21 protein-coding genes are annotated in these 20,827 nt (G+C 35.8%); 12 read left to right on the top strand and 9 right to left on the bottom strand.

Annotated features, from left to right (window positions below):
- Positions 1 to 33: 33 nt before the first annotated feature.
- The gene (locus RCJ96_RS23625) at positions 34 to 672 is read right to left on the bottom strand and encodes an NAD(P)-dependent oxidoreductase (protein WP_000689887.1); all 639 of its coding nucleotides are present in this window, start codon (positions 670 to 672) and stop codon (positions 34 to 36) included.
- Between the two features lie 294 nt (positions 673 to 966).
- Between RCJ96_RS23625 and RCJ96_RS23620 the strand changes: the two genes are divergently transcribed.
- The 4 genes from RCJ96_RS23620 (at position 967) to RCJ96_RS23605 (ending at position 5,743) form a co-directional block, all read left to right on the top strand.
- Entirely contained in the window at positions 967 to 2,406 is a 1,440-nt protein-coding gene (locus RCJ96_RS23620; RefSeq protein ID WP_000346383.1) for an alanine/glycine:cation symporter family protein, read from the top strand.
- A gap of 295 nt (positions 2,407 to 2,701) precedes the next feature.
- On the top strand, positions 2,702 to 3,883 hold the full coding sequence (locus RCJ96_RS23615) for a NupC/NupG family nucleoside CNT transporter (protein ID WP_074606994.1): 1,182 nt from the start codon (positions 2,702 to 2,704) through the stop codon (positions 3,881 to 3,883).
- Positions 3,884 to 4,235: 352 nt separating this feature from the next.
- On the top strand, positions 4,236 to 5,417 hold the full coding sequence (locus tag RCJ96_RS23610) for a NupC/NupG family nucleoside CNT transporter (RefSeq protein ID WP_000706846.1): 1,182 nt from the start codon (positions 4,236 to 4,238) through the stop codon (positions 5,415 to 5,417).
- Between the two features lie 92 nt (positions 5,418 to 5,509).
- On the top strand, positions 5,510 to 5,743 hold the full coding sequence (locus tag RCJ96_RS23605; RefSeq protein ID WP_048557411.1) for a hypothetical protein: 234 nt from the start codon (positions 5,510 to 5,512) through the stop codon (positions 5,741 to 5,743).
- Positions 5,744 to 5,768: 25 nt separating this feature from the next.
- Here RCJ96_RS23605 and RCJ96_RS23600 read toward each other — a convergent pair whose 3' ends face one another.
- Both RCJ96_RS23600 and RCJ96_RS23595 read right to left on the bottom strand, forming a co-directional pair.
- Positions 5,769 to 6,275, bottom strand: a complete 507-nt coding sequence (locus RCJ96_RS23600; protein WP_000949389.1) for a ferritin — start codon at positions 6,273 to 6,275, stop codon at positions 5,769 to 5,771.
- Between the two features lie 53 nt (positions 6,276 to 6,328).
- On the bottom strand, positions 6,329 to 6,652 hold the full coding sequence (locus RCJ96_RS23595) for a MazG nucleotide pyrophosphohydrolase domain-containing protein (protein ID WP_000355737.1): 324 nt from the start codon (positions 6,650 to 6,652) through the stop codon (positions 6,329 to 6,331).
- A 73-nt stretch (positions 6,653 to 6,725) separates the two neighbouring features.
- On the opposite strand from RCJ96_RS23595, the gene RCJ96_RS23590 reads away from it, so the two are divergent.
- Together RCJ96_RS23590 and RCJ96_RS23585 are read left to right on the top strand one after the other, a co-directional pair.
- Positions 6,726 to 7,304 (top strand): TIGR00730 family Rossman fold protein, encoded by a 579-nt coding sequence (locus RCJ96_RS23590; RefSeq protein ID WP_074606996.1) that lies wholly within the window; start codon positions 6,726 to 6,728, stop codon positions 7,302 to 7,304.
- A gap of 118 nt (positions 7,305 to 7,422) precedes the next feature.
- Positions 7,423 to 7,707 carry a hypothetical protein gene (locus RCJ96_RS23585; protein WP_074606998.1) on the top strand — a complete coding sequence of 95 codons (285 nt, stop codon included), beginning with the start codon at positions 7,423 to 7,425 and terminating at the stop codon, positions 7,705 to 7,707.
- Positions 7,708 to 7,722: 15 nt separating this feature from the next.
- Here RCJ96_RS23585 and RCJ96_RS23580 read toward each other — a convergent pair whose 3' ends face one another.
- The 3 genes from RCJ96_RS23580 to RCJ96_RS23570 form a co-directional block, all read right to left on the bottom strand.
- Entirely contained in the window at positions 7,723 to 7,920 is a 198-nt protein-coding gene (locus RCJ96_RS23580) for a hypothetical protein (protein ID WP_000656318.1), read from the bottom strand.
- Positions 7,921 to 8,621: 701 nt separating this feature from the next.
- Positions 8,622 to 9,062 (bottom strand): Dps family protein, encoded by a 441-nt coding sequence (locus tag RCJ96_RS23575; protein WP_416504315.1) that lies wholly within the window; start codon positions 9,060 to 9,062, stop codon positions 8,622 to 8,624.
- A 212-nt stretch (positions 9,063 to 9,274) separates the two neighbouring features.
- Positions 9,275 to 10,708 carry an alanine/glycine:cation symporter family protein gene (locus RCJ96_RS23570; RefSeq protein WP_000227572.1) on the bottom strand — a complete coding sequence of 478 codons (1,434 nt, stop codon included), beginning with the start codon at positions 10,706 to 10,708 and terminating at the stop codon, positions 9,275 to 9,277.
- Positions 10,709 to 11,114: 406 nt separating this feature from the next.
- Here RCJ96_RS23570 and RCJ96_RS23565 point away from each other — a divergent pair, with 406 nt between their 5' ends.
- The 6 genes from RCJ96_RS23565 to nprB all read left to right on the top strand — a co-directional run bounded on the left by RCJ96_RS23565 (position 11,115) and on the right by nprB (position 16,489).
- Positions 11,115 to 11,612, top strand: coding sequence for a cation:proton antiporter regulatory subunit (locus RCJ96_RS23565; protein ID WP_001026065.1), 498 nt, complete (start codon positions 11,115 to 11,117; stop codon positions 11,610 to 11,612).
- On the top strand, positions 11,613 to 12,812 hold the full coding sequence (locus RCJ96_RS23560; protein WP_000380209.1) for a cation:proton antiporter: 1,200 nt from the start codon (positions 11,613 to 11,615) through the stop codon (positions 12,810 to 12,812).
- Between the two features lie 164 nt (positions 12,813 to 12,976).
- Positions 12,977 to 13,411: a DUF3920 family protein gene (locus RCJ96_RS23555; RefSeq protein WP_074607000.1), complete on the top strand. Its 435-nt coding sequence runs from the start codon at positions 12,977 to 12,979 to the stop codon at positions 13,409 to 13,411.
- A 112-nt stretch (positions 13,412 to 13,523) separates the two neighbouring features.
- Positions 13,524 to 13,934 (top strand): MarR family winged helix-turn-helix transcriptional regulator, encoded by a 411-nt coding sequence (locus RCJ96_RS23550; protein ID WP_416504316.1) that lies wholly within the window; start codon positions 13,524 to 13,526, stop codon positions 13,932 to 13,934.
- A gap of 50 nt (positions 13,935 to 13,984) precedes the next feature.
- Positions 13,985 to 14,683 carry a pirin family protein gene (locus RCJ96_RS23545; RefSeq protein ID WP_416504317.1) on the top strand — a complete coding sequence of 233 codons (699 nt, stop codon included), beginning with the start codon at positions 13,985 to 13,987 and terminating at the stop codon, positions 14,681 to 14,683.
- Between the two features lie 156 nt (positions 14,684 to 14,839).
- The gene (gene nprB, locus RCJ96_RS23540) at positions 14,840 to 16,489 is read left to right on the top strand and encodes a neutral protease NprB (protein WP_139302731.1); all 1,650 of its coding nucleotides are present in this window, start codon (positions 14,840 to 14,842) and stop codon (positions 16,487 to 16,489) included.
- Positions 16,490 to 16,531: 42 nt separating this feature from the next.
- Here nprB and RCJ96_RS23535 read toward each other — a convergent pair whose 3' ends face one another.
- The 3 genes from RCJ96_RS23535 to RCJ96_RS23525 all read right to left on the bottom strand — a co-directional run bounded on the left by RCJ96_RS23535 (position 16,532) and on the right by RCJ96_RS23525 (position 20,577).
- Positions 16,532 to 16,849: a metal-sulfur cluster assembly factor gene (locus RCJ96_RS23535; RefSeq protein ID WP_000076425.1), complete on the bottom strand. Its 318-nt coding sequence runs from the start codon at positions 16,847 to 16,849 to the stop codon at positions 16,532 to 16,534.
- Between the two features lie 117 nt (positions 16,850 to 16,966).
- Complete coding sequence (locus tag RCJ96_RS23530) at positions 16,967 to 18,658, bottom strand: methyl-accepting chemotaxis protein (protein WP_074607005.1); 1,692 nt, start codon at positions 18,656 to 18,658, stop codon at positions 16,967 to 16,969.
- Positions 18,659 to 18,882: 224 nt separating this feature from the next.
- Positions 18,883 to 20,577 carry a methyl-accepting chemotaxis protein gene (locus tag RCJ96_RS23525; RefSeq protein ID WP_416504318.1) on the bottom strand — a complete coding sequence of 565 codons (1,695 nt, stop codon included), beginning with the start codon at positions 20,575 to 20,577 and terminating at the stop codon, positions 18,883 to 18,885.
- Positions 20,578 to 20,827 lie beyond the last annotated feature (250 nt).

Genomic DNA, 20,827 nt, shown 5'->3' with positions numbered 1-20,827 from the left:
TCGTAAAACATAACGTTTTACGAGCTTTTTTTATTACTCAGCTTCAGAAACAACTGTGAAGCGTTCGTTTACATGTTTTGGATTTTCGATTTCATCAAGTGCTGCTACTGCGAAGTCTTCGTAACTTACGTAGCTATCGCCTTTTGAGTTAACAAGCAGGTTGTCTTTGCCAGCTGTATAAGAACCTGTGCGTTTTCCTAATGCAAATAGTGCAGAAGGGCTGATGAATGTCCAAGTAATATCGTTAGTTTGTTGCAGGATTTCTAAGTTTTTACCTTGGTTTTGAGCTGTTGCAAGGTATTCGCCTGGGAAACCTGGTGTCTCAAATACACGTGTTGTTTTCTCTTCGTCTACAAATAAGCTTCCAGCGCCGCCGACTACAAGTAATTTTGTGTTAGGTGCACCTTTCATCGCTTCAATAAGTACGTTTCCTGCATCTACGTGAAGGTGTTCTTGTCCTGCTGGAGCACCAAATGCATTTACAACTACGTCGAATGCTTGTAAGTCGTTAGATGTAAGAGCGAATACGTCTTTCTCTAAAACCTTTACGTTTTCTTCTGTAATTTTTGCAGCATTTCTTACGATTGCAGTTACTTCATGTCCGCGATCTAATGCTTCTTTTAAAATACGACTTCCTGCTTTACCAGTTGCTCCGATAATTCCGATTTTCATAATAAATCCCTCCAAAGTGTTTTGTTAACGTGTATATCTGAAAGTGAATGAATGTATTGTAATTAGGTTTGTTACAACCCGATGTAATCATTATAGTTACAGTTAGGTGTGTTTGTCAAATGGTTTAATGAAATAAGGTTGAATTTAGTTTGTTCATTTTTCTAAAATAATGATGTTATGTTTGGTAACAATTACATGTTAGAAAACCTAACATTTTTTTGTCGAAAATTGTTGATTGTTTAAAGTTTTTAGAATATAATTTTCTTATTGTTAGGAAGAGGGGGCAATGCAATTATGGATTTTTTAGCTAAGGTAATTGGGGATATAAATAATGTCCTTTGGTCATATATCATTATTGCGATGTTAATTGGGTTAGGACTTTACTTTTCGTTTCGTGTGAAATTTGTCCAAGTTCGTTACTTCGGTGAAATGATTCGATTGCTTGGGGATGGGGCAAGTTCGAAAACGAGGAAAGCACAAAAAGAGAAGAGCGGTGTATCATCGTTCCAAGCTTTTTGTATGAGTACAGCTTCTCGTGTAGGTACTGGTAACTTAGCTGGTGTAGCTATCGCAATTTCAGCAGGTGGACCAGGCGCAGTATTTTGGATGTGGTTAATCGCGGTAATTGGGGGTGCTTCTGCATTTGTAGAGAGCACATTAGCGCAAATTTATAAAGTAAAAGATGGGAATACGTTCCGTGGTGGCCCAGCGTATTATATGGAAAAGGGTTTAAATAAACGCTGGCTTGGAGCTATTTTCTCTGTATTAATAACAGTAAGTTTCGGGTTAATTTTTAACGCTGTACAATCTAATACTGTAGCAGCTGCTTTTGATGGGGCATTCAAAACAGATAGTAGATTAGTAGGTCTTGTAATGGCTGGTCTACTTGCAGTTATTATTTTCGGCGGAGTAAAACGAATTGCTCGCGCGGTTGAAATGATCGTTCCAGTAATGGCAATCATTTATGTAGCAGTGGCATTATTCGTTGTTGTAACAAACATTACGGCAATTCCATATGTGTTTAAAGAAATTTTCTTACATGCTTTCGGAATTAAAGAAGTAGTAGGTGGGGGATTAGGAGCTGCGATTTTACTAGGGGTAAAACGCGGATTATTCTCAAATGAAGCTGGTATGGGTAGTGCGCCGAACGCGGCTGCGACTGCAAACGTAACGCACCCAGTTAAACAAGGTTTCATTCAAACTTTAGGGGTATTTACAGATACATTATTAATTTGTAGTTGTACAGCATTTATCATTCTTTTATCAGATGTGCATAATGCAGCTGATTTAAATGGTATTCAATTAACGCAGCAGGCGTTAAGTCAACATATCGGTCCATGGGCTTCTATATTTGTAGCAGTGGCAATCTTCTTGTTTGCATTCAGTTCATTAGTAGGTAACTACTACTATGGTGAAACAAATATTGAATTCTTAAATGGAAGTAAAGTACTATTAAATGCATACCGCATTGCTGTACTTGGTATGGTTATGTTAGGTTCTGTAGCAACAATTCAAATCGTTTGGGATTTAGCAGATTTATTCATGGGTATTATGGCTGTTATTAACTTAGTTGCAATCGTATTCCTTTCTAAGTATGCTTTTGCAGCGTTATCAGATTACGTAAAGCAAAAGAAACAAGGAAAAGATCCAGTCTTCTATGCGAATTCAATTCCAGGTCTGAAAAATACAGAGTGCTGGGAAGAGCAAGTAGCAGATAAAGAAAAAGCGGTATAATGAGGTGAGCATCAAGTGAAACTTGATGCTCATTTTTTTGTTTTATCCAGATATTTGTCGGTAGTAAAAGACGAACATTAATGAGTGTTTTATAATAAAATGTAATTTTTTAAAGAAAAGTGCGGATATGAGTTGTGATTTATGTTAGAATGGAAAATGCCTTTGAAACAAGAGGTTTTATGATTTTTCCTATCTGATTGAAGATTTTGGAGGGGAAATGGAAAGTTCGGGTTATTTCTTGTTTTAGTGGTCAGACGTTCAACGTTAATGAAGAGTTAAATGGAGGATTTTATTAATGAAGTTTGTTATGTTTCTTATAGGATTACTCGTTGTATTTGTACTCGGTTTTCTTATAAGCTCCGATCGTAAGAAGATTAAGTATAAACCAATCGCAATTATGCTTGTTATTCAGCTAGCGTTATCTTATTTCTTATTAAATACACAAGTTGGTTATATTTTAGTAAAAGGAATTTCAGATGGATTTGGCGCACTTCTTGGATATGCGGAAGCTGGAATCGTTTTCGTATTTGGTGGTCTTGTTAATAAAGGAGAGGTTTCATTCTTCTTAACAGCGTTATTACCAATCGTATTCTTTGCCGTTTTAATCGGAATTCTGCAACACTTTAAAATTTTACCGATATTTATTCGTGCTATTGGTACGTTGTTAAGTAAAGTAAATGGTCTAGGAAAACTAGAATCATATAATGCAGTAGCAGCTGCTATTGTTGGGCAAGCGGAAGTATTTATTACAGTAAAAGATCAATTAAGTAAAATCCCAAAACATCGTTTATATACATTATGTGCATCTTCTATGTCGACAGTATCGATGTCAATCGTCGGTTCTTACATGAAAATGATCGAACCAAAATATGTAGTAACAGCACTTGTATTAAATTTATTTAGTGGTTTCATTATTATTCATATTATTAACCCGTACGATATTACAGAAGAAGAAGATACACTGAAATTAGAAAATAAGAAAAAACAGTCATTCTTTGAAATGCTAAGCGAATATATTATGCTTGGTTTCACAATCGCGATTACGGTAGCAGCGATGTTACTTGGTTTCGTAGCATTAATTACAGCAATCAATAGCTTGTTTGATTCTATGTTCGGTATTACATTCCAAGCTATTTTAGGATACATTTTCTCACCATTAGCATTCGTAATGGGTATTCCGCAAGCAGAGATGGTAACAGCGGGACAAATTATGGCAACGAAATTAGTATCAAACGAATTTGTTGCGATGCTTGATCTTGGAAAAGTAGCTGGTGATTTATCAGCTCGTACAGTTGGTATTCTTTCTGTATTCCTTGTATCATTTGCGAACTTCTCATCAATCGGGATTATCGCAGGTGCAACGAAAGGTATCGATGAAAATCAATCAAATGTTGTATCATCATTCGGTCTACGCCTTGTGTACGGTGCGACATTAGTAAGTATTCTATCAGCGATTATCGTTGGTGTTATGTTATAAAAAAGATGGTCCTAGCTCATAGCTAGGGCTATTTTTTTATGGTAAATTTGCATAGAAAAACCAATTAATTAGGAATATATTAACATATAAAAATCTTTTTAAATTTATATTGCTTTTCAGTTAGATAACGCTTACAATTTGATTTGTAGGTGGTATCAATTTCAGACTTTCAAGTATGGTAGGAGAGAAGAGGCTACCTTTAATAAATTGCAATTTATGTAAACGCTTACTGATCTTAGATAACAGTTGAATAGTATTTAGGGGTTTTAAATTTTTTTAACATCAATGGTCAGACGTCATTCGTTATACGTTATACGACCAATAACTCGTGGGAGAAGTGGAGGATTCACATATGAAAATAGTAATGTTTCTAGTCGGTTTACTTGTAGTATTTGTACTAGGGTTCCTTATCAGTTCAGATCGCAAGAAAATTAAATATAAACCAATTGCACTTATGCTTGTCATTCAATTGGTACTTGCGTATTTCTTACTAAATACAAAGGTCGGATTTGTATTAGTAAAAGGGATTGCAGATGGGTTTGGCGCTATTTTAAAATTTGCGGAAGCAGGGGTTAATTTCGTATTTGGTGGTCTAGCAAATGATGGACAAGCACCATTCTTCTTAACAGTATTATTACCAATTATTTTCTTAGCAGTACTAATTGGGATCTTACAACATATTAAAATTTTACCGATTATCATTCGTGCAGTCGGTTTCCTATTAAGCAAAGTTAACGGTTTAGGAAAACTAGAATCATATAATGCGGTAGCAGCTGCGATTGTTGGTCAAGGGGAAGTATTCATTACAGTAAAAGATCAATTAAGTAAATTACCGAAAAATCGTTTATACACACTTTGTGCATCTTCCATGTCTACAGTATCGATGTCAATTGTCGGTTCTTATATGAAAATGATTGATCCAAAATATGTAGTAACGGCACTTGTATTAAACTTATTTAGTGGATTCATTATCGTTCATATTATTAATCCATATGACGTGAAAGAAGAAGACGACATTTTAGAATTACAAGAAGATAAAAAGCAAACATTCTTTGAAATGTTAGGCGAATATATTATGCTTGGTTTCTCTATCGCTGTAACAGTAGCGGCGATGTTAATCGGTTTCGTAGCATTAATTACAGCAATTAACGGTGTATTCGATTCAATTTTCGGAATCACATTCCAAAGCATTTTAGGATACATTTTCTCACCATTAGCATTCGTAATGGGTATCCCAACATCAGAGATGCTAACAGCAGGACAAATTATGGCAACGAAATTAGTAACGAACGAATTCGTTGCAATGCTTGACCTTGGTAAAGTAGCTGGTGATTTATCAGCTCGTACAGTAGGTATTTTATCTATCTTCCTTGTATCATTTGCGAACTTCTCATCAATCGGAATTATCGCAGGTGCAACGAAGAGTATCGATGGCAAACAAGCAAACGTTGTATCATCATTCGGATTAAAACTTGTATACGGTGCAACGTTAGTAAGTATATTATCAGCGGTTATCGTTGGGGTTATGCTTTAATAAATAGTAAAGAGGTCGTTTATCTCTCGCCTAGAGGGATGAACGGCTTTTTTATTTTGGTATGATAAATAGTGTGGAGAGGGGGAATTAGGGTGAAAGAACAGAATAGTTTAAAGGAATTTGATGAGGTTATAGATAACATTAATCGTTTAACTGGAGAAGATGCTAGAGCGTTTTTGAAATTTATACATGGATATTTAAGCATAGTAGAAGAAGGAGATGGAACTTTTACTCATAGTGACTTTGTTGAAAAGGTTTCTGGGCTCTATAAAAAGGATGTGGCGAGGGTTATTCAACTTAGAGAAGAAATAAAAAAATCACCTTAATCCATTCATTAAGGTGATTGAAATACTACTCAGCTGGAGGCGTAAATGTACGTTTTTCTAATTCAGCATCTAGCATAAATAATGCGTTTGAATCGCTTGTAATACGCTTTAATTTTTGGATGATGCTATCGAATGAAGCTTCTTCTTCTACTTGCTCATCAACAAACCATTTTAAGAATGTAATTGTTGCGTGTTCACGCTCATCCCAAGCGATATCAGATAGGTTGTAAATACGTTTCGTTACTTCACGCTCGTGCTCAAGTGCCACTTCAAAAGCGTTCAGTACAGAGTCATATTCGTTATTTGGATTATCAAATCCAGTAATAATAGCGCGCTCACCGCGGTCATTAATGTAGTTGTAAAGCTTCATTGCGTGGAAACGTTCTTCTTCAGCTTGTACAAGGAAAAAGTTAGCGAATCCATCATAGCTTTCGGCTGTACAGTAAGCAGCCATTGCCATATAAGCGTGGGCAGAGTAAAATTCAAAGTTCATTTGATCGTTTAGTGCGTCGTGCAATTTTTTTGATAACATAAAATCCCCCTTAGTATTGTGACAAGAATATTATACCATAATTGATAATATTCTCATTTGGATGTCTCGAACCTTTTCGAAAGCTTTGTGACGTGTGCGTCCATAATGTCTTGTAAGTCCAAATCATATTTTTGCGAAAGAATAATAAGATTAGATAGTACATCACCAAGTTCTTCTTTTAGTTCTTGTTTTAGCTCTTCTTCTGTTTTCACGTTTTCATCAGGGCGATCCCGACCGATTTCGATTGCGCGAACAACGCGTGAAACTTCCCCAACTTCCTCTGTTAAGAAATTTAACCGAATAAAGGCATTATACTGTGACCAGCTTCGTTTTTCGTAAAATTCCTCAACCCATCTTTCAAATGCGACGATATCCATTTCTTTCTCATCCCCTCAATATGTTGTACAATGTTCATTGTATCATAACAATATATAGTTTTGGGGTGTAAGGATGAGAAAGATTTGTGTGTTTGCAGGTTCCAATTTAGGGGAGAGACCAGAGTTCAAAGAGCAGGCAATTGAATTAGGTAAAATGTTTGTTGAGAATGATTATGAGCTTGTATACGGTGGTTCTTGCGTCGGATTAATGGGAGAAGTAGCAAACGAAGTTCTTCGCTTAGGTGGCCGTGTAACAGGTGTTATGCCGCGCGGTCTATTCCGAGGAGAGATCGTTCATACAGGGTTAACAGAATTAATTGAAGTAGAAACGATGCATGAACGTAAAGCGAAAATGGCAGAGCTTGCGGATGCTTTTATTGCACTACCAGGCGGATATGGAACGTTTGAAGAGCTATTTGAAGCAGTATGTTGGTCACAAATTGGTATACATAATAAGCCAGTTGGTTTATTGAACATAAAAGATTTTTATGGACCAATTCTGCAAATGGTTGAACGTGCAGCAGAAGAAGGATTCATGAATCCATCGAATAAAGAGTTAATCGTTGCCGCTGAAACGGCAGATACACTCATTCATAAGATACAAAATTACGAGCGTCCTATTTTAGGAACGAAGTGGAAGCAACTATCATAATACAATTGTATAGGAATTTTTGGAAACAAATGTCATTTTATCTTGAAAAGGCATGTGTTTTTAATTTGGTTAAATATGTTAATGTTAAGGTGTAATGTTTTTGGAAAAGGAGAAATAGATGGAGGAATTCATATTTTTAAGGCCGGTTTTTAAATGTATTTTAGCGGCATCTATTCTTGTTATGCTAATTGTTTCAACACAGAAGAAAGAGCTTATTAATGCGTTTTCGCTTTGGTTTATTTCGATACTATGTATCGGTGTTTCCGCGATCACGTTGTTTATGTCTGGGTTTATTGTTGATGAGTATAATTTAGGTGGAGATGCACAATCGTTTTGTATGTTTATTGCGATTGGTTGTATTAGTGGTTTGAATTTAATTATTTACTATAGACGGAAACAATAAGGAAGGCATTCCGTATTATTTTGGAATGCCTTTATCATTTTGATTACTTTGTTTTTTATACAAGTACCAGCCACCCCAGCCGCCACCAATTGCTAAGACAATGAGGAAAGCATAGTCTTTAACCTCGATACGTATATTGAAAATATTAGCTATAAGTAAGACAATCCCAACTGTTATTAACGCAAAAAATGCTCTAATTAAGTAGTCTTTCAACTGAACCACTCCCGCCATTTAAGTAGTAAATGATGAATATGGAAAAGCTTTTTTGGATCTATTTTACTAAAGGGTGTTTCCTATATTTTAGCATAAAAGAGATTGTAATATATTGATGAAAGTGGGGAATGGGGAAGTGCTAATATTGTCGTGATTTGTCGGTAAGTCGATATCCTGTGTCGAATCGTCGATATAATGAAAAAATCGTTGATATATTGTGAGTTATCGTCGATATATTTGAAAAATCGTTGATATAAATTTCATGTACCAGAACGCGCGATCATTTCATAGAAAAAAGCGACTCTGAACGAGCCGCTTCCGCTTTTAAAATAATATCCAGCTCCGGTAGCTAGAATGTTCGGTGGCTTCGCTTTTTCCTGCGAGGCAAAGAGCGCCTCTACGTCAAAAGCTCCATCCCCCTCACATTCTGAGCAAGCTACCTCCGCTTTAAAGTAATATCCAGCTCCGGTGACTAGAACAGTCGGTCATTTCGCGCCTTCCTGCGAGGCAAAAAACGCCTCTTCGTCAGGAGCTCCAATGCCCTCCTGTTCTGAGCAAGTCACCTCCGCTTTAAAATAATATCCAGCTCCAGCGGCTAGAACAGTCGGTTGTTTCACTCCTTCATTCGAGGCAAAAAGCGCCTCGTAATCAGGAGTTCCAACACCCTCCTGTTCTGAACGAGCCGCTTCCGCTTTTAATTATTATTGATTCAAGAACGCGCGTAGCATCCAAGCATGTTTTTCTAGTTCTGTGTAGATGCCTAGTAGTAGGTCAGATGTCATTTCGTCGTCAGAGTTTTGAGCGATTTCCATGCCTTTTTTCAGTTCGACTAGCATCATTTCGTAGTCTTTCATGATTGCTTCGACCATCCCTTCTGCAGTTTCTCCGTATGCTGCTTCTTGAATAGAAGATATTTCTAGGTACTCTTTCATTGTTGCTACTGGTTTACCACCAATTGCTAAAATACGTTCTGCAATTTCGTCGATGTGAGTAGCTGATTCTGTGTAAAGTTCTTCAAATTTCTCATGTAATGTGAAGAATTGAGGTCCTTTTACGTACCAATGGAAGTTGTGTAGTTTTGTGAATAAAATGCTCCAGTCTGCTACTTGTTTGTTTAATACTTCGATTACTTGTTTGTTCATTATGATCAATCTCCTTTTGAGTTGTTATGTGATATCAATTACTAATTTATAATTATTATAATCTAGTAATTCGTATAAATCAACCCTTTTGCTGGAATTAATTTGAACAAATTATGAACTGTGTAAATAAAAATCCCTATTACTGTAGAGTAATAGGGATTTTGTTTGATATATAGCTCTTGTTCTGAACGAGCCGCTTCACCGTTTAGTTGTTATACAGCTTTTTTATTTTCTTCTACATCCTGTCCATCCCAGCACTCTGTATTTTGTAAGCCAGGGATAGAGCTTGCAACGAAAACAGGATCTTTTCCTTGTTTCTTTTGCTTCATATAGTCTACTAATGCTGCGTAGGCGAACTTGCTTAGGAATGAGATGGCAATTAAGTTTGTGAATACCATTAGTCCCATGAATAAATCAGCTAAGCTCCAAACAGTCTGAAGGGCAGCGATTGATCCGAAGAATACCATTCCGACAACGGCAACGCGATAAATCATTAACCAAGTTTTGCTTTCTTTAATGAATGCGATGTTTGTTTCACCATAATAGTAGTTTCCTAGTAAAGAACTGAACGCGAATAGGAAAATAATAATCGCTAAGAAAGTGCTTGCCCATGGTCCGATTTGTGAACTTAATGCACTTTGTGTTAATTCAATACCTTGTAAATTTGTTCCTTTGTAAAGTCCAGAGCATAATACGATAAATGCTGTTGATGTACATACTAAGAACGTGTCTACGAAAACACCTAATGCTTGAACAAGTCCTTGTTTGACAGGGTGAGATACATCTGATGTTGCAGCTGCGTTAGGAGAGCTACCCATACCTGCTTCTGTCGCGAATAAACCGCGCTGAATTCCGAACTTGATTGCTGCTCCAATACCACCAGCGATGGCTTGGTCTAAACCGAATGCACCATTAAATATTTCCATAAAAATGCTTGGTAACATAGTAAAGTTGTTAATAACAACAAAAATAGCCACACCAATATAAATGATTGCCATTGGAGGAACAATCATTTCCGTAATACGTGAAATGCTCTTAATACCACCGAAAATAATAACTGCAACTAATAAAGCTAATAGAGCTCCTACGATCGTTCGCTCTAGTCCAAAAGCATTTTCAAATGCTATTGTTACTGTGTTTGCTTGTACAGAGTTGAAAATTAATCCGTACGCAACTGTAATAAGAAGTGAGAACCAAACACCCATCCAGCGTTTGTTTAATCCTTTTTCCATATAATATGCTGGGCCACCACGGAATCTGCTTCCATCTTTTACTTTATAAATTTGCGCGAGCGTACATTCTACGAAACTAGTAGCTGCTCCAAGGATAGCGATAAACCACATCCAAAATACTGCGCCAGGTCCGCCCATTGAGATAGCTAATGCTACACCAGCTAAGTTTCCGATACCGATACGTGCAGCTGCACTTAAGCAAAATGCCTGGAACGGGGAGATACTATCTTTCTTTTTTTCTTTTCGATTAAATCCTTTACTAATTAAACCGACCATCTCACCGAAATGAGTAATTTGGACAAACTTCAATTTAAAAGAGAAATAAAGACCAAAGCCGATTAGCATTGCAATAAGAATATATGACCATAAAATATTATTCGTTACCTCAAGGAATCTGCTAAAGATATCAACCATATAATACACTTCCTTTTTTACGTAATAAGAAAATTATATGCAAAAAATATACGAGAATCAATTTTTCTAAAAATCATGTTACTTAAATCTATTTTATGTTATGATTATGTTACATAATAATATTTTTAGAATTATTTACATTTTAAAAAACTAAATGTAAAGCGAGAAAGAGGGGGTGATTTGAAAGAAGAATCTTTATGGAAAGTAAGCCTTGAGAGTTTGAAAATGAGAAGTAATATATGTTTTATCATTACATCTTTTAGTATCTTTTTAGGAGCCACTTATTATTACAATAAAAGATTTCCAAATCACAGGTATCCTGAATGGTTAGAATTTCTAAAATGGATTGGATGAATAAAAGATAGAAAAACAGAAAATTTAAATAAAATTAGAGGAGGAGCTAAACATGAATATTAGAGAAAGTGAACTTCCGGGTATTGGCTATAAATTTCAAATCGTTACGAAAGGTAATGAAAAGATGGTAATTGTTATTCATGATGACGGACGTAGAGAAATGTATCATTTTGATTCAGACCATGAAGAAAGTATCTCAAGTATTTCATTACGCGACTCAGAGGCAAGACAAATTGCAGCAATATTAGGTGGAATGGTGTATAAACCTAGAGCATTAGAAAATGTTGAAATGGTCTTTGAAGGTTTAGCGATTGAGTGGTTTAAAGTAGAGAATGCAGCGCCAGCAATCGGAAAAACAATTGGTGATCTTGAAATAAGAAAAAACTATAGCGTAACGATCATTGCAGTTATGAAGAAGAATATGAAAAAGCTATTTAATCCAGGACCAGATGCGGTAATTGAAGAAGGCGATATGCTTGTAGTTTCTGGTGAGAGAGAAGAAATTAAAAAAATCATTAATGAGTTACTTTCGAATAGGGGGACTGACTAGATGGATACGTTAATTTTTGAAGTTGGTACAGCTTTAGTTTTAGTTGCAATTGCAGCAGTAATTGCTGGAAAGTTTAAATTCTCAGTCATTCCATTTCTAATTGTTCTTGGGATGCTAGTGGGACCACATGCGCCGACAATAGGTGTGATCGATTTCAAATTTATTGAAAGTGCAAATGTAATTTCGTTTCTTGGACGGATTGGCGTTCTGTTTCTTCTGTTCTATCTAGGACTAGAGTTTTCAATGAAAAAACTAATTAAATCTGGACGTTCTATTGCGATTGGTGGAACAATCTATATTTTAATTAACTTTTCACTTGGGTTATTATACGGATTTATCATGGGATTCCCTTTACTAGAAATTTTAATTATTGCGGGTATTATTACGATTTCTTCTAGCGCTATCGTTGCAAAGGTGTTAGTGGACTTAAGAAGAACTGGTAATAATGAGACCGAATTAATTTTAGGAATTATCATGTTCGAAGATATATTCCTTGCTGTATATTTATCAGTCGTTTCTGGTTTAGTTCTAGGGGATCATGCTTCATTCTTAGGTGCCCTTACTTCAATTGGAATTGCTTTAGGATATATGCTTCTATTCTTTATTGTAGCTAGAAAGGCGACGCCGTTATTAAATAAATTGCTCAATATTAGTTCAGATGAAATTTTCATTATTGTAGTATTTGCTTCATTATTCTTTATTGCAGGATTCTCAGAAACAATTCACGTTGCTGAAGCAATTGGAGCACTTCTTTTAGGGTTAGTTTTCTCTGAGACAGAGCATAGTGACAGAATTGAACATCTCGTCGTTCCATTTAGAGACTTTTTCGGAGCTATTTTCTTCTTCAGTTTCGGATTAAGCATTGATCCGTTTTCATTAGGAGGGGCAATATGGTTAACGTTAGGTGCTGTCCTTCTTACAATCATCGGAAACTTTGTAGCAGGGATGATTGCTGGGAGACAAGCTGGATTATCTCATAAAGCATCAACAAATATTGGATTAACAATCGTTTCAAGAGGAGAATTCTCCATCATTATGGCCAATATTGGTATCGCGGGTGGTTTAATGTCAGTACTGAAACCATTCTCAGCATTATACGTGCTTATACTATCGATCTTAGGTCCACTTCTGACGAAAGAGTCAAAGAATGTATATAAATTGTTAAATAAAATCTTTAAGTGGGATATGAAGAAGAGCTAAATTTTTAAAAATCAAAGTACAAAATATGTATGAAAAAGGGATCTATGTCGACATAGATCCCTTTTTTTATTGGCATTTTTTTTAGGATGAAAGAATACGTTTAATATTTACCATATTGTGGCATACATATAGAAAAAGGTGCTTGGAAAGGGGAATAAAGAGAAATGGAACTCCAGTTTCAAAATGTATATCAACAGGTGGAGAATTGGTATGTGTTGGATTCGGAGCTTCCTTGGGATGTCAAAAGGCTTAGAGACGATTTATTTTCACTGATTGAAGTATGTAAAACGCCAGTTATTTTTTGTGATACGTGTGATGCGAATCATGTGCTTTTATCACTAGGAGAAGAGGAAGAAGAGTTTTTATTTCCGGTAGGTGGTTTTTATCATAAAGAAAAACAATTAATTTTTGTTTGTATGTGGGAAGAGTATGAGCAAGTCCTTAAAACACTACTGCATGAATTTCGTCATGCGATGCAGCATAAGAGTGAAATATTGTATGTCGGAAGTGAAACTTACGAAGAAAGATGGATTGAGAAAGATGCGAGAAAGTTCGCGGAGAGGAAGTTAGATGAATATAAAAATAGAAAGTTAATGTAAAGCATAGTGGAGAAATGGCGCTGTGCTTTCTTTATTTCTTACTAAAAATAAGTAATTGACTTTTATGAAGTTTAGTTCTAAACTAACGATATAAAACGAGCGAGGTGATAGAATGAAAACCGAAGATAGGCTTGGATTATTATTATGGTTTCGTTTATCACGTTTTTATAATAAAAGTATTCGTGAGACGAATAAGCATTTGAAGAAATGGAATATATCTGCCGCGCAGTTTGATGTACTAGCTCAAGTTGGAGGGCATGATCGTTTAATGCAGCAAGAGCTTGGAAATAAGCTATTTGTTACGAAAGGAAATATTACGCAGCTTTTAAATAAAATGGAACAGCTCGAGTGGATTCGTCGTGAACAAGAAGGTACTACAAAATATATTTCGTTAACAGAAAAGGGAAGAGCTTTATATGAAGAAATCGTCCCGCCTCAAGAAACATTCCAAGCGGAGCAGTTTCAAAATTTAAATGTAGAAGAACAACATCAATTATTACAATTACTAAAAAAGTTACAGTGAGAAAAATTTTAAAATAAATCTTGAATTCGAGATAATATGAGGTGAACGGTATGTTTAGAAAAGTTGATCATAAAAATATGGGAAGAGCAAATCACGGTTGGTTAAATACACATTTTCATTTTTCCTTTGCGAATTACTATAATCCAAATAACATGAGCTTTGGAGCGTTACGTGTTATTAATGATGACTTAGTAGCACCGCAAACTGGTTTTGATATGCATCCACACCGCGATATGGAAATCATTTCGTACGTTGTAGACGGTGCTTTAACACATGAAGATAGCATGGGGAATCGCGGAACAATTGAGCGAGGACATGTTCAATATATGAGTGCTGGCACAGGTGTATTTCATAGTGAGCATAATTTAGGAAATGAAACACTACGTTTATTACAAATTTGGATTTTACCAGACCGTGAGGATTATAAGCCAAACTATGGTGAGTTTAAATTTGATTGGAGTAAGCGTGAAAACGAATGGTTCCATATGGTATCTCCATTAGAAGGAGAGGCACCAATTCAAATTCATCAAGATGCGAATTTATATTCTTTATCGTTAGAAGCAGGAAAAGAAATTCATTTTCCTGTGAAAGAAGGTCGTCAGTTGTATCTTGTTCAAATTGAAGGAAGTAGTGCAATCAATGGTGAAACACTTGTTATGCGTGATGCGGCAGAAGCGATTGAAGAAGATATTCATATTGAAGCGAAAGAGCAATCACACTATTTAGCAATTGAATTGAAAAAGCAATAAAATGTTTATAAAAAAGAGGACGTCCGATAGGATGTCCTCTTTTTTTGAGTGGAATTGTCAGAAAAAACTTTCTCAAATTTTAGGTAAAGGTATCCACTTGAAAACCAAGAACTGTATAAAAGTGTCAAAAATCTTTAGGGAATGGGGAATGTTATAGTGAAAAAGCAAGTCATTTCATCAGCATTAGCGTTAACTGTTATCGCCGGGGGATTTGGAACATTTGGAGCAACGACAACGAAAGCGGAAGAACAAAAAATTCAATACCATCAAGAATTTAAAACGCCTGCATACATAGGTGAAGAATGGAAAGCACCGGAAGGACTAGATAAAAAAGAAACGGTCTTTCAATATTTAGAGAGTAAGAAAGATATGTTCAAATTAGCAGGAAATATTGATAAACACTTTAATGTCGTTGGGGAGGAAAAAGATGCTGAATCCGGTACAACACACGTGAAGCTAGTTGAGAAACATAATAACATTCCTGTGTACGGTTCAGATCAAACAGTTACACTAGATAAAGAAAATAATGTAAAAGCTTTCTTCGGACAAGTTATTCCGAATTTAGAGGATAAAAATATTCCTGCATTTGCAAAGATTAGTGCAGAGCAAGCAGAAACAATTGCAAAGGCAGATATTGAAAAAGAAGTTGGTAAAGTAAAGAATTATGATGGTGTGAAAAAAGATTTATATGTGTATGAAAAAGATGGGAATTACTATCTTGCATACTTAGTGAAAGCGTCGATTTCAAAGCCAGCTCCAGGGTATTGGCATTACTTTGTTGATGCAACGAATGGAAATGTGATTGAGAAATATAACGCTGTAGATCACATTACTGGATTTGGTTACGGAGTACTAGGAGCTAGACAATCATTTGAAATTGCTCAAGATGAGAAAACAGGACAATTCAACTTGTTTGATGGTAAACGAGGACAAGGTATCCATACGTTTGATGCAGAAAATATGGATGAAAACTTGTTTAATTTATTCTCACAATGGCTTGGATATACAGGAGAAGAAGTTGAAAGTAAATCTAAGTTCTTCGAAGATAAAGCGGCAGTTGATGCGCATGTAAATGCAGGGAAAGTGTATGATTACTACAAAAAGACATTTAATCGTAACTCTTTCGATGATAAAGGTGCGAAGCTAATTTCTACTGTTCACGTTGGAGAAAGCTGGAATAACGCAGCTTGGAACGGTGTGCAAATGATGTATGGTGATGGCGATGGTAAAACATTCATTCCATTATCTGCTGGACTAGATGTTATCGGTCACGAATTAACGCATGCTGTCACTGAGCATACAGCAAATCTTGTTTATAAAAATGAGTCAGGTGCGTTAAATGAATCGTTATCTGATATTATGGGTGTCATGGTTGAGAAGAAGAGCTGGGATTTAGGTGCTGACATTTATACACCTGGAAAACCTGGTGATGCACTTCGTTCTCTGAAAGATCCAGCATCTATTCCAAATCCATTAAAACCAGGTGAAGGTTACCCAGATCATTACAATAAGCGCTACACTGGAACAGCTGATAATGGCGGCGTTCATATTAACAGCAGCATTAACAATAAAGCTGCATACTTAGTATCTGAAGGTGGAGATCATTACGGCGTGAAAGTAACAGGGGTAGGCCGTGAAGCGACAGAAAAAATTTATTACCGTGCTCTTACGAAATATTTAACTGCAAACTCTGACTTTAAGATGATGCGTCAAGCAGCACTTCAGTCAGCTGAAGATTTATATGGTAAAAACTCTAAAGCTGTACAAGCTGTAACGAAAGCTTATGATGCAGTAGGCGTAAAATAATAAGAGAAAAAGACCTGACTAGGATGTCAGGTCTTTCTGTATTTAGTCGCGAATACCTAATGCAATTTTCGCCATACGTGACATGCGTTCTTTCGACCATGGTGGATTCCAAACGACATTTACTTCTATTTCATTGACTTCAGGTACGTTCGTTGATAATACTTTTTTTACGTCTGATACAATTTGCCCAGCCATTGGACAGCCGATAGAAGTCATCGTCATCGTAATGACAGCATTATTATTTTCATCTGCTGTAACGTCATAAACTAATCCAAGATTAATAATATCAACACCTAGTTCAGGGTCAATAACAGCTTCTAAATTGGCATATAATTTATTTTCAAATGCTTCTTGTGACATAAGTAGCACCCCCTGCATTTTAATGATATCGATTCTCATTATAACGGAAATGTGTATAATATGCAGGGAATGAGCTCAAAAAAATATCCCTTTTGGAAGAGGGATATTTTTTAAAGGCTATTCAGTTTTGAAGTGTGATACGAGTTGATCTAATTCTTCAACTGTTTGTTTCATTTGTTTAGCTGTTTGTGTCATCTCATTCATCGTAATGACTTTTTGCTCAGCAGATTGTGCTGTTGCTGCTGTTTCACTAGATACTTCAGTCGAAATAGAAGCGATGTTATTCAGTGAAGCATTCATTTCTTCAGCACTTGCAGCCATTTCTTCAGCAGTTGCTGAGATGTCTTGCATTTGAGTAGATACTTTATTTACTTGTTCTACAATTGTTGTGAAAGAATTGCCAGCTTCGCGAATAACATGAATGCCTTCAGATGCTTCCGAACGGCCTTGTGACATCATAGAGTTAGCAGTTTCAGTGTCTTGTTGAATTTGATGTAGTAGCCGGTTAATATCTGTTGCCGCTGTTTTAGATTGTTCAGCAAGTTTTCGAACTTCGTCAGCCACGACAGCGAAACCTTTTCCTTGTTCGCCAGCACGAGCTGCTTCAATAGAGGCGTTTAAAGCAAGTAAGTTTGTTTGTTCTGCAATATTAGAAATAGATTGTACAGCTGTATCAATATATTTCGTGTGAGTGATTAGACGTTCGACCACTTCTGATGTAGCATTTACCGCGTCGTGTATCGTTGTCATTTGTGAAACAGATTTTTGAATAACAGTATTTCCATCGTTAGCTTGTTCAGATGTAGCTACAGCAAGTTCAGTTACAGATGAAGCAGATTCAGCAATGCGCTGAACACTTACTGTCATATCGTCCATTGCAGTTGAGCTTTCTTCCATGCTAGCAGATTGTGATTGAATACTTGCATTTAAGCTAGACATCGAGCTTTGAACTTTTATTGTTGCCTCACGTGATATATTCGTCTTTTCTAGCATATTTTCAGAAGCGTTTTGTACTTCCACAGATGTTTTTTGAACACGATTAATGATATGTTGTAGGTTTTCTAACATTGTATTAAATGATGTTGCAATCGTACCAATTTCATCATTACTATTTACTTGTAGGCGGGCTGTTAAGTCACCTTCTTGAGATGATAATTCTTTTAGTTTGCTATCAATTTGTTGAATTGGTTTAACAAGTTTACCAGAGAACCACCATGCAAGTGTGATAGCTACGATAATACAAATAACAAGTGATAAGAAAACAACATATTCAATTTGTAGTGAAGATTGATCAATTTTTTTAATAGATTGATCACGTAACTTAGCTTGTTCATTACTGTAATTTGTGAAGTCACCAATTACTTTATAAACAGTACCATTTTCTGCATAAGCTACTTGCAGGGCCTCTTCCCACTTTTGTTCTTTTGCAAGAGGGAAAACTTTTTCTTCAATATATTTTCTCCAAGTTGATCCTGATTCCATTGTATTTTTCATGGACTCAGAAACATTTGGATTAGAAAGAAGCTTATCTTTTGCATCTTCAAGCTCTTTACTCATTGAATTAAACTTGTCAAATTCAACTTGATCATGTTGTAATAAGTACCCTCTTAAGGCAGAGAGCTGTACTTGATAAGCATCCCCGCGCTCTTTTAATTGTGTTGCAAGGGGAGAAATCTCTTTTTGTAATGCTTCAGCTTGACGAGATTGATCAATAGCAAAAAATAAAATAAAAGCTAAGGCGATGCCAAATAAAGCGCAAATCGTTCCCATCATGAACATTAGTTTTTTTCGAATGCTAATAAAGCTCATATGATAAAAGCCTCCTTTATGAAATCATAGTATTAGAATTAATTAATGTAAAAAATTGAAAGAAAGCTTTACTCCATTGGGAATAAAGCTTTCTTCTTTCCTTTAGGAATTATAGCAGACGGAATGGGAGATAGAAAGAAATATTTTAAGGTGAAAAAAGAGAGAGTGTAAATCCCTCTTTTTACTAGTTGAGAACTCCTAAAAATATAAATGAAAGTTTAGCTTTAAATGTTTGTTTTGAAATGAGAAACGAGAACTTCAAGTTCTTGCACAGTCGTTTTCATTTCAGACGCTTTTTTAGCAACGACACTCATTTTGTTTACTTGGTCACCAGCTGAAGTTGCTGTTTGTGATGTTTCGGCGGCAACTTCATTTGAAATAGAAGCGATGTTATTTAAAGCTGCATTCATTTCTTCAGAACTTGCGGCCATTTCTTCAGCAGTTGCAGACACTTCTTGCATTTGTGTAGAGACTTTGTTAATGTGGTTAACAATTTCTGAGAATGAAGATCCAGCGGTACGAATGACTGTAATGCCTTGAGAAGCCTCTGACTGACCTTGCGTCATCATTTCATTTGCTATTTTTGTATCTTCTTGAATTCGATGAAGTAAATGATTAATATCAGTAGCTGCTAGCTGAGATTGTTCAGCAAGCTTTCGTACTTCATCGGCAACAACAGCGAAGCCTTTTCCATGTTCACCAGCACGGGCCGCTTCAATGGAAGCATTTAAAGCGAGTAAATTCGTTTGTTCTGCGATATTAGAAATGGATTGAAGTGCAGTATCAATATGATTTGTATGTGTAATAAGTCGTTCTACTACTTGTGATGTAGCGTTAACAGCTTCATTAATGGTATGCATTTGTGTAATAGATTTCTCAATGACTTTATTCCCGCTATCAGCTTTTTCAGAAGTTGTAACAGCTAGGGTAGCAACAGAAGAGGCGGATTCTGCAATACGCTGAACACTCGTTGCCATATCGTCCATTGCAGTTGAACTTTCTTCGATGCTGGAAACTTGTGAACGAATATTGTGCTCAAGAGCATTCATAGTCTCTTCAGTTTTTGCGGTATTTTCCATAGAAGCAGTTGTTTCGATAAACACATTTTCAGATGCTTCTTTTACACTTGTTGATGTTTGTTGCACTTGTTTTATGATACGTTGTAAATTAGCGAGCATTTGATTAAAGGAATTGGCGATATCACCAATTTCATCTTTACTCGTTACATGCAATCTAGCAGTTAAATCACCATCTTGCGAAGCTAATTCTTTTAATTTCTCATCAATTTGTCGTATCGGTTTAACGAGTTTACCAGAGAACCACCATGCTAATAAAATAGACGTTACTGTACATGTAATGAGTGAGAAGAAGATAATATATTGAATAAGGGATGAAGAAGACTCCACGTCAGCAATTAATGCGTCACGTTTATCATTTTCTTCATTTGCATATTTCGTAAAACGACTTAAAAGGTCGTTTACGTAATCAGTTTGAGCTAAAGCGATTTTAGATGCTTCGTCCCATTTTCCTTCGCGAGCGAGAGGGAGGACTTCATTATCTATGACGCTTCGCCATTTTCCGCCCATTAAAATCGCTTCTTTCATTCCTTCGGGGAGTTTTTTATCACTTGTTACTTTCTCTCTCGTATCAGCTAGTTTTTTTCCTTCTCGGTTGAATTTATCTAATCCTTTTTGATCATGTGATAGTAAATATTCTTGTAAGCCAGCAACTTGTGCTTGAAACCAATCGCCACGTTCTTTTAAAATGGTTGCTCTTTTTGATACATCATTTTTTAACGTTTCAATTTCGCTCGCTTGGCTCATAGCGAATGAAAGAATAACAATAAGAGCAATGCTAAATAAAGAAGAAATGCTTAAGAGTGTGAACAGTAGTTTTTTTCGAATACTAACATATTTCATTGTTACCCCTGCCTTTTAAAAACTGTTTATTATAATTTATAAATATCTAGAGCAGAATTAATAAAAACATCATTATGAAGTTATTAATCTGTTCAATAAAAATTATAGCAGATAATGGAATATGGCAGATTCATATGAGTAAATGTTCTTAAAATGTATACATTTGTATATCAAAAAATTCATAAATAAAAATGAGAAATGCTATTGTAATTTGAAATAACATCATGTATACTTCTAATTAGTTGATAAC

The sequence above is a fragment of the Bacillus sp. BSL6 genome (assembly GCF_052928345.1).
This window is presented reverse-complemented; position numbering and strand designations above follow the sequence as displayed.

Coding starts and splice junctions, on each gene's coding strand:
- RCJ96_RS23585 (WP_074606998.1), top strand. CDS start 7,423: ATGGAGGAATTCATATTTTTAAGGCCGGTTTTTAAATGTATTTTAGCG.
- RCJ96_RS23550 (WP_416504316.1), top strand. CDS start 13,524: ATGAAAACCGAAGATAGGCTTGGATTATTATTATGGTTTCGTTTATCA.
- RCJ96_RS23565 (WP_001026065.1), top strand. CDS start 11,115: ATGAATATTAGAGAAAGTGAACTTCCGGGTATTGGCTATAAATTTCAA.
- RCJ96_RS23625 (WP_000689887.1), bottom strand. CDS start 672: ATGAAAATCGGAATTATCGGAGCAACTGGTAAAGCAGGAAGTCGTATT.
- RCJ96_RS23560 (WP_000380209.1), top strand. CDS start 11,613: ATGGATACGTTAATTTTTGAAGTTGGTACAGCTTTAGTTTTAGTTGCA.
- RCJ96_RS23595 (WP_000355737.1), bottom strand. CDS start 6,652: ATGGATATCGTCGCATTTGAAAGATGGGTTGAGGAATTTTACGAAAAA.
- RCJ96_RS23525 (WP_416504318.1), bottom strand. CDS start 20,577: ATGAAATATGTTAGTATTCGAAAAAAACTACTGTTCACACTCTTAAGC.
- RCJ96_RS23555 (WP_074607000.1), top strand. CDS start 12,977: ATGGAACTCCAGTTTCAAAATGTATATCAACAGGTGGAGAATTGGTAT.
- RCJ96_RS23545 (WP_416504317.1), top strand. CDS start 13,985: ATGTTTAGAAAAGTTGATCATAAAAATATGGGAAGAGCAAATCACGGT.
- RCJ96_RS23530 (WP_074607005.1), bottom strand. CDS start 18,658: ATGAGCTTTATTAGCATTCGAAAAAAACTAATGTTCATGATGGGAACG.
- RCJ96_RS23590 (WP_074606996.1), top strand. CDS start 6,726: ATGAGAAAGATTTGTGTGTTTGCAGGTTCCAATTTAGGGGAGAGACCA.
- RCJ96_RS23610 (WP_000706846.1), top strand. CDS start 4,236: ATGAAAATAGTAATGTTTCTAGTCGGTTTACTTGTAGTATTTGTACTA.
- RCJ96_RS23615 (WP_074606994.1), top strand. CDS start 2,702: ATGAAGTTTGTTATGTTTCTTATAGGATTACTCGTTGTATTTGTACTC.
- RCJ96_RS23575 (WP_416504315.1), bottom strand. CDS start 9,062: ATGAACAAACAAGTAATCGAAGTATTAAACAAACAAGTAGCAGACTGG.
- RCJ96_RS23620 (WP_000346383.1), top strand. CDS start 967: ATGGATTTTTTAGCTAAGGTAATTGGGGATATAAATAATGTCCTTTGG.
- RCJ96_RS23600 (WP_000949389.1), bottom strand. CDS start 6,275: ATGTTATCAAAAAAATTGCACGACGCACTAAACGATCAAATGAACTTT.
- RCJ96_RS23570 (WP_000227572.1), bottom strand. CDS start 10,708: ATGGTTGATATCTTTAGCAGATTCCTTGAGGTAACGAATAATATTTTA.
- RCJ96_RS23535 (WP_000076425.1), bottom strand. CDS start 16,849: ATGTCACAAGAAGCATTTGAAAATAAATTATATGCCAATTTAGAAGCT.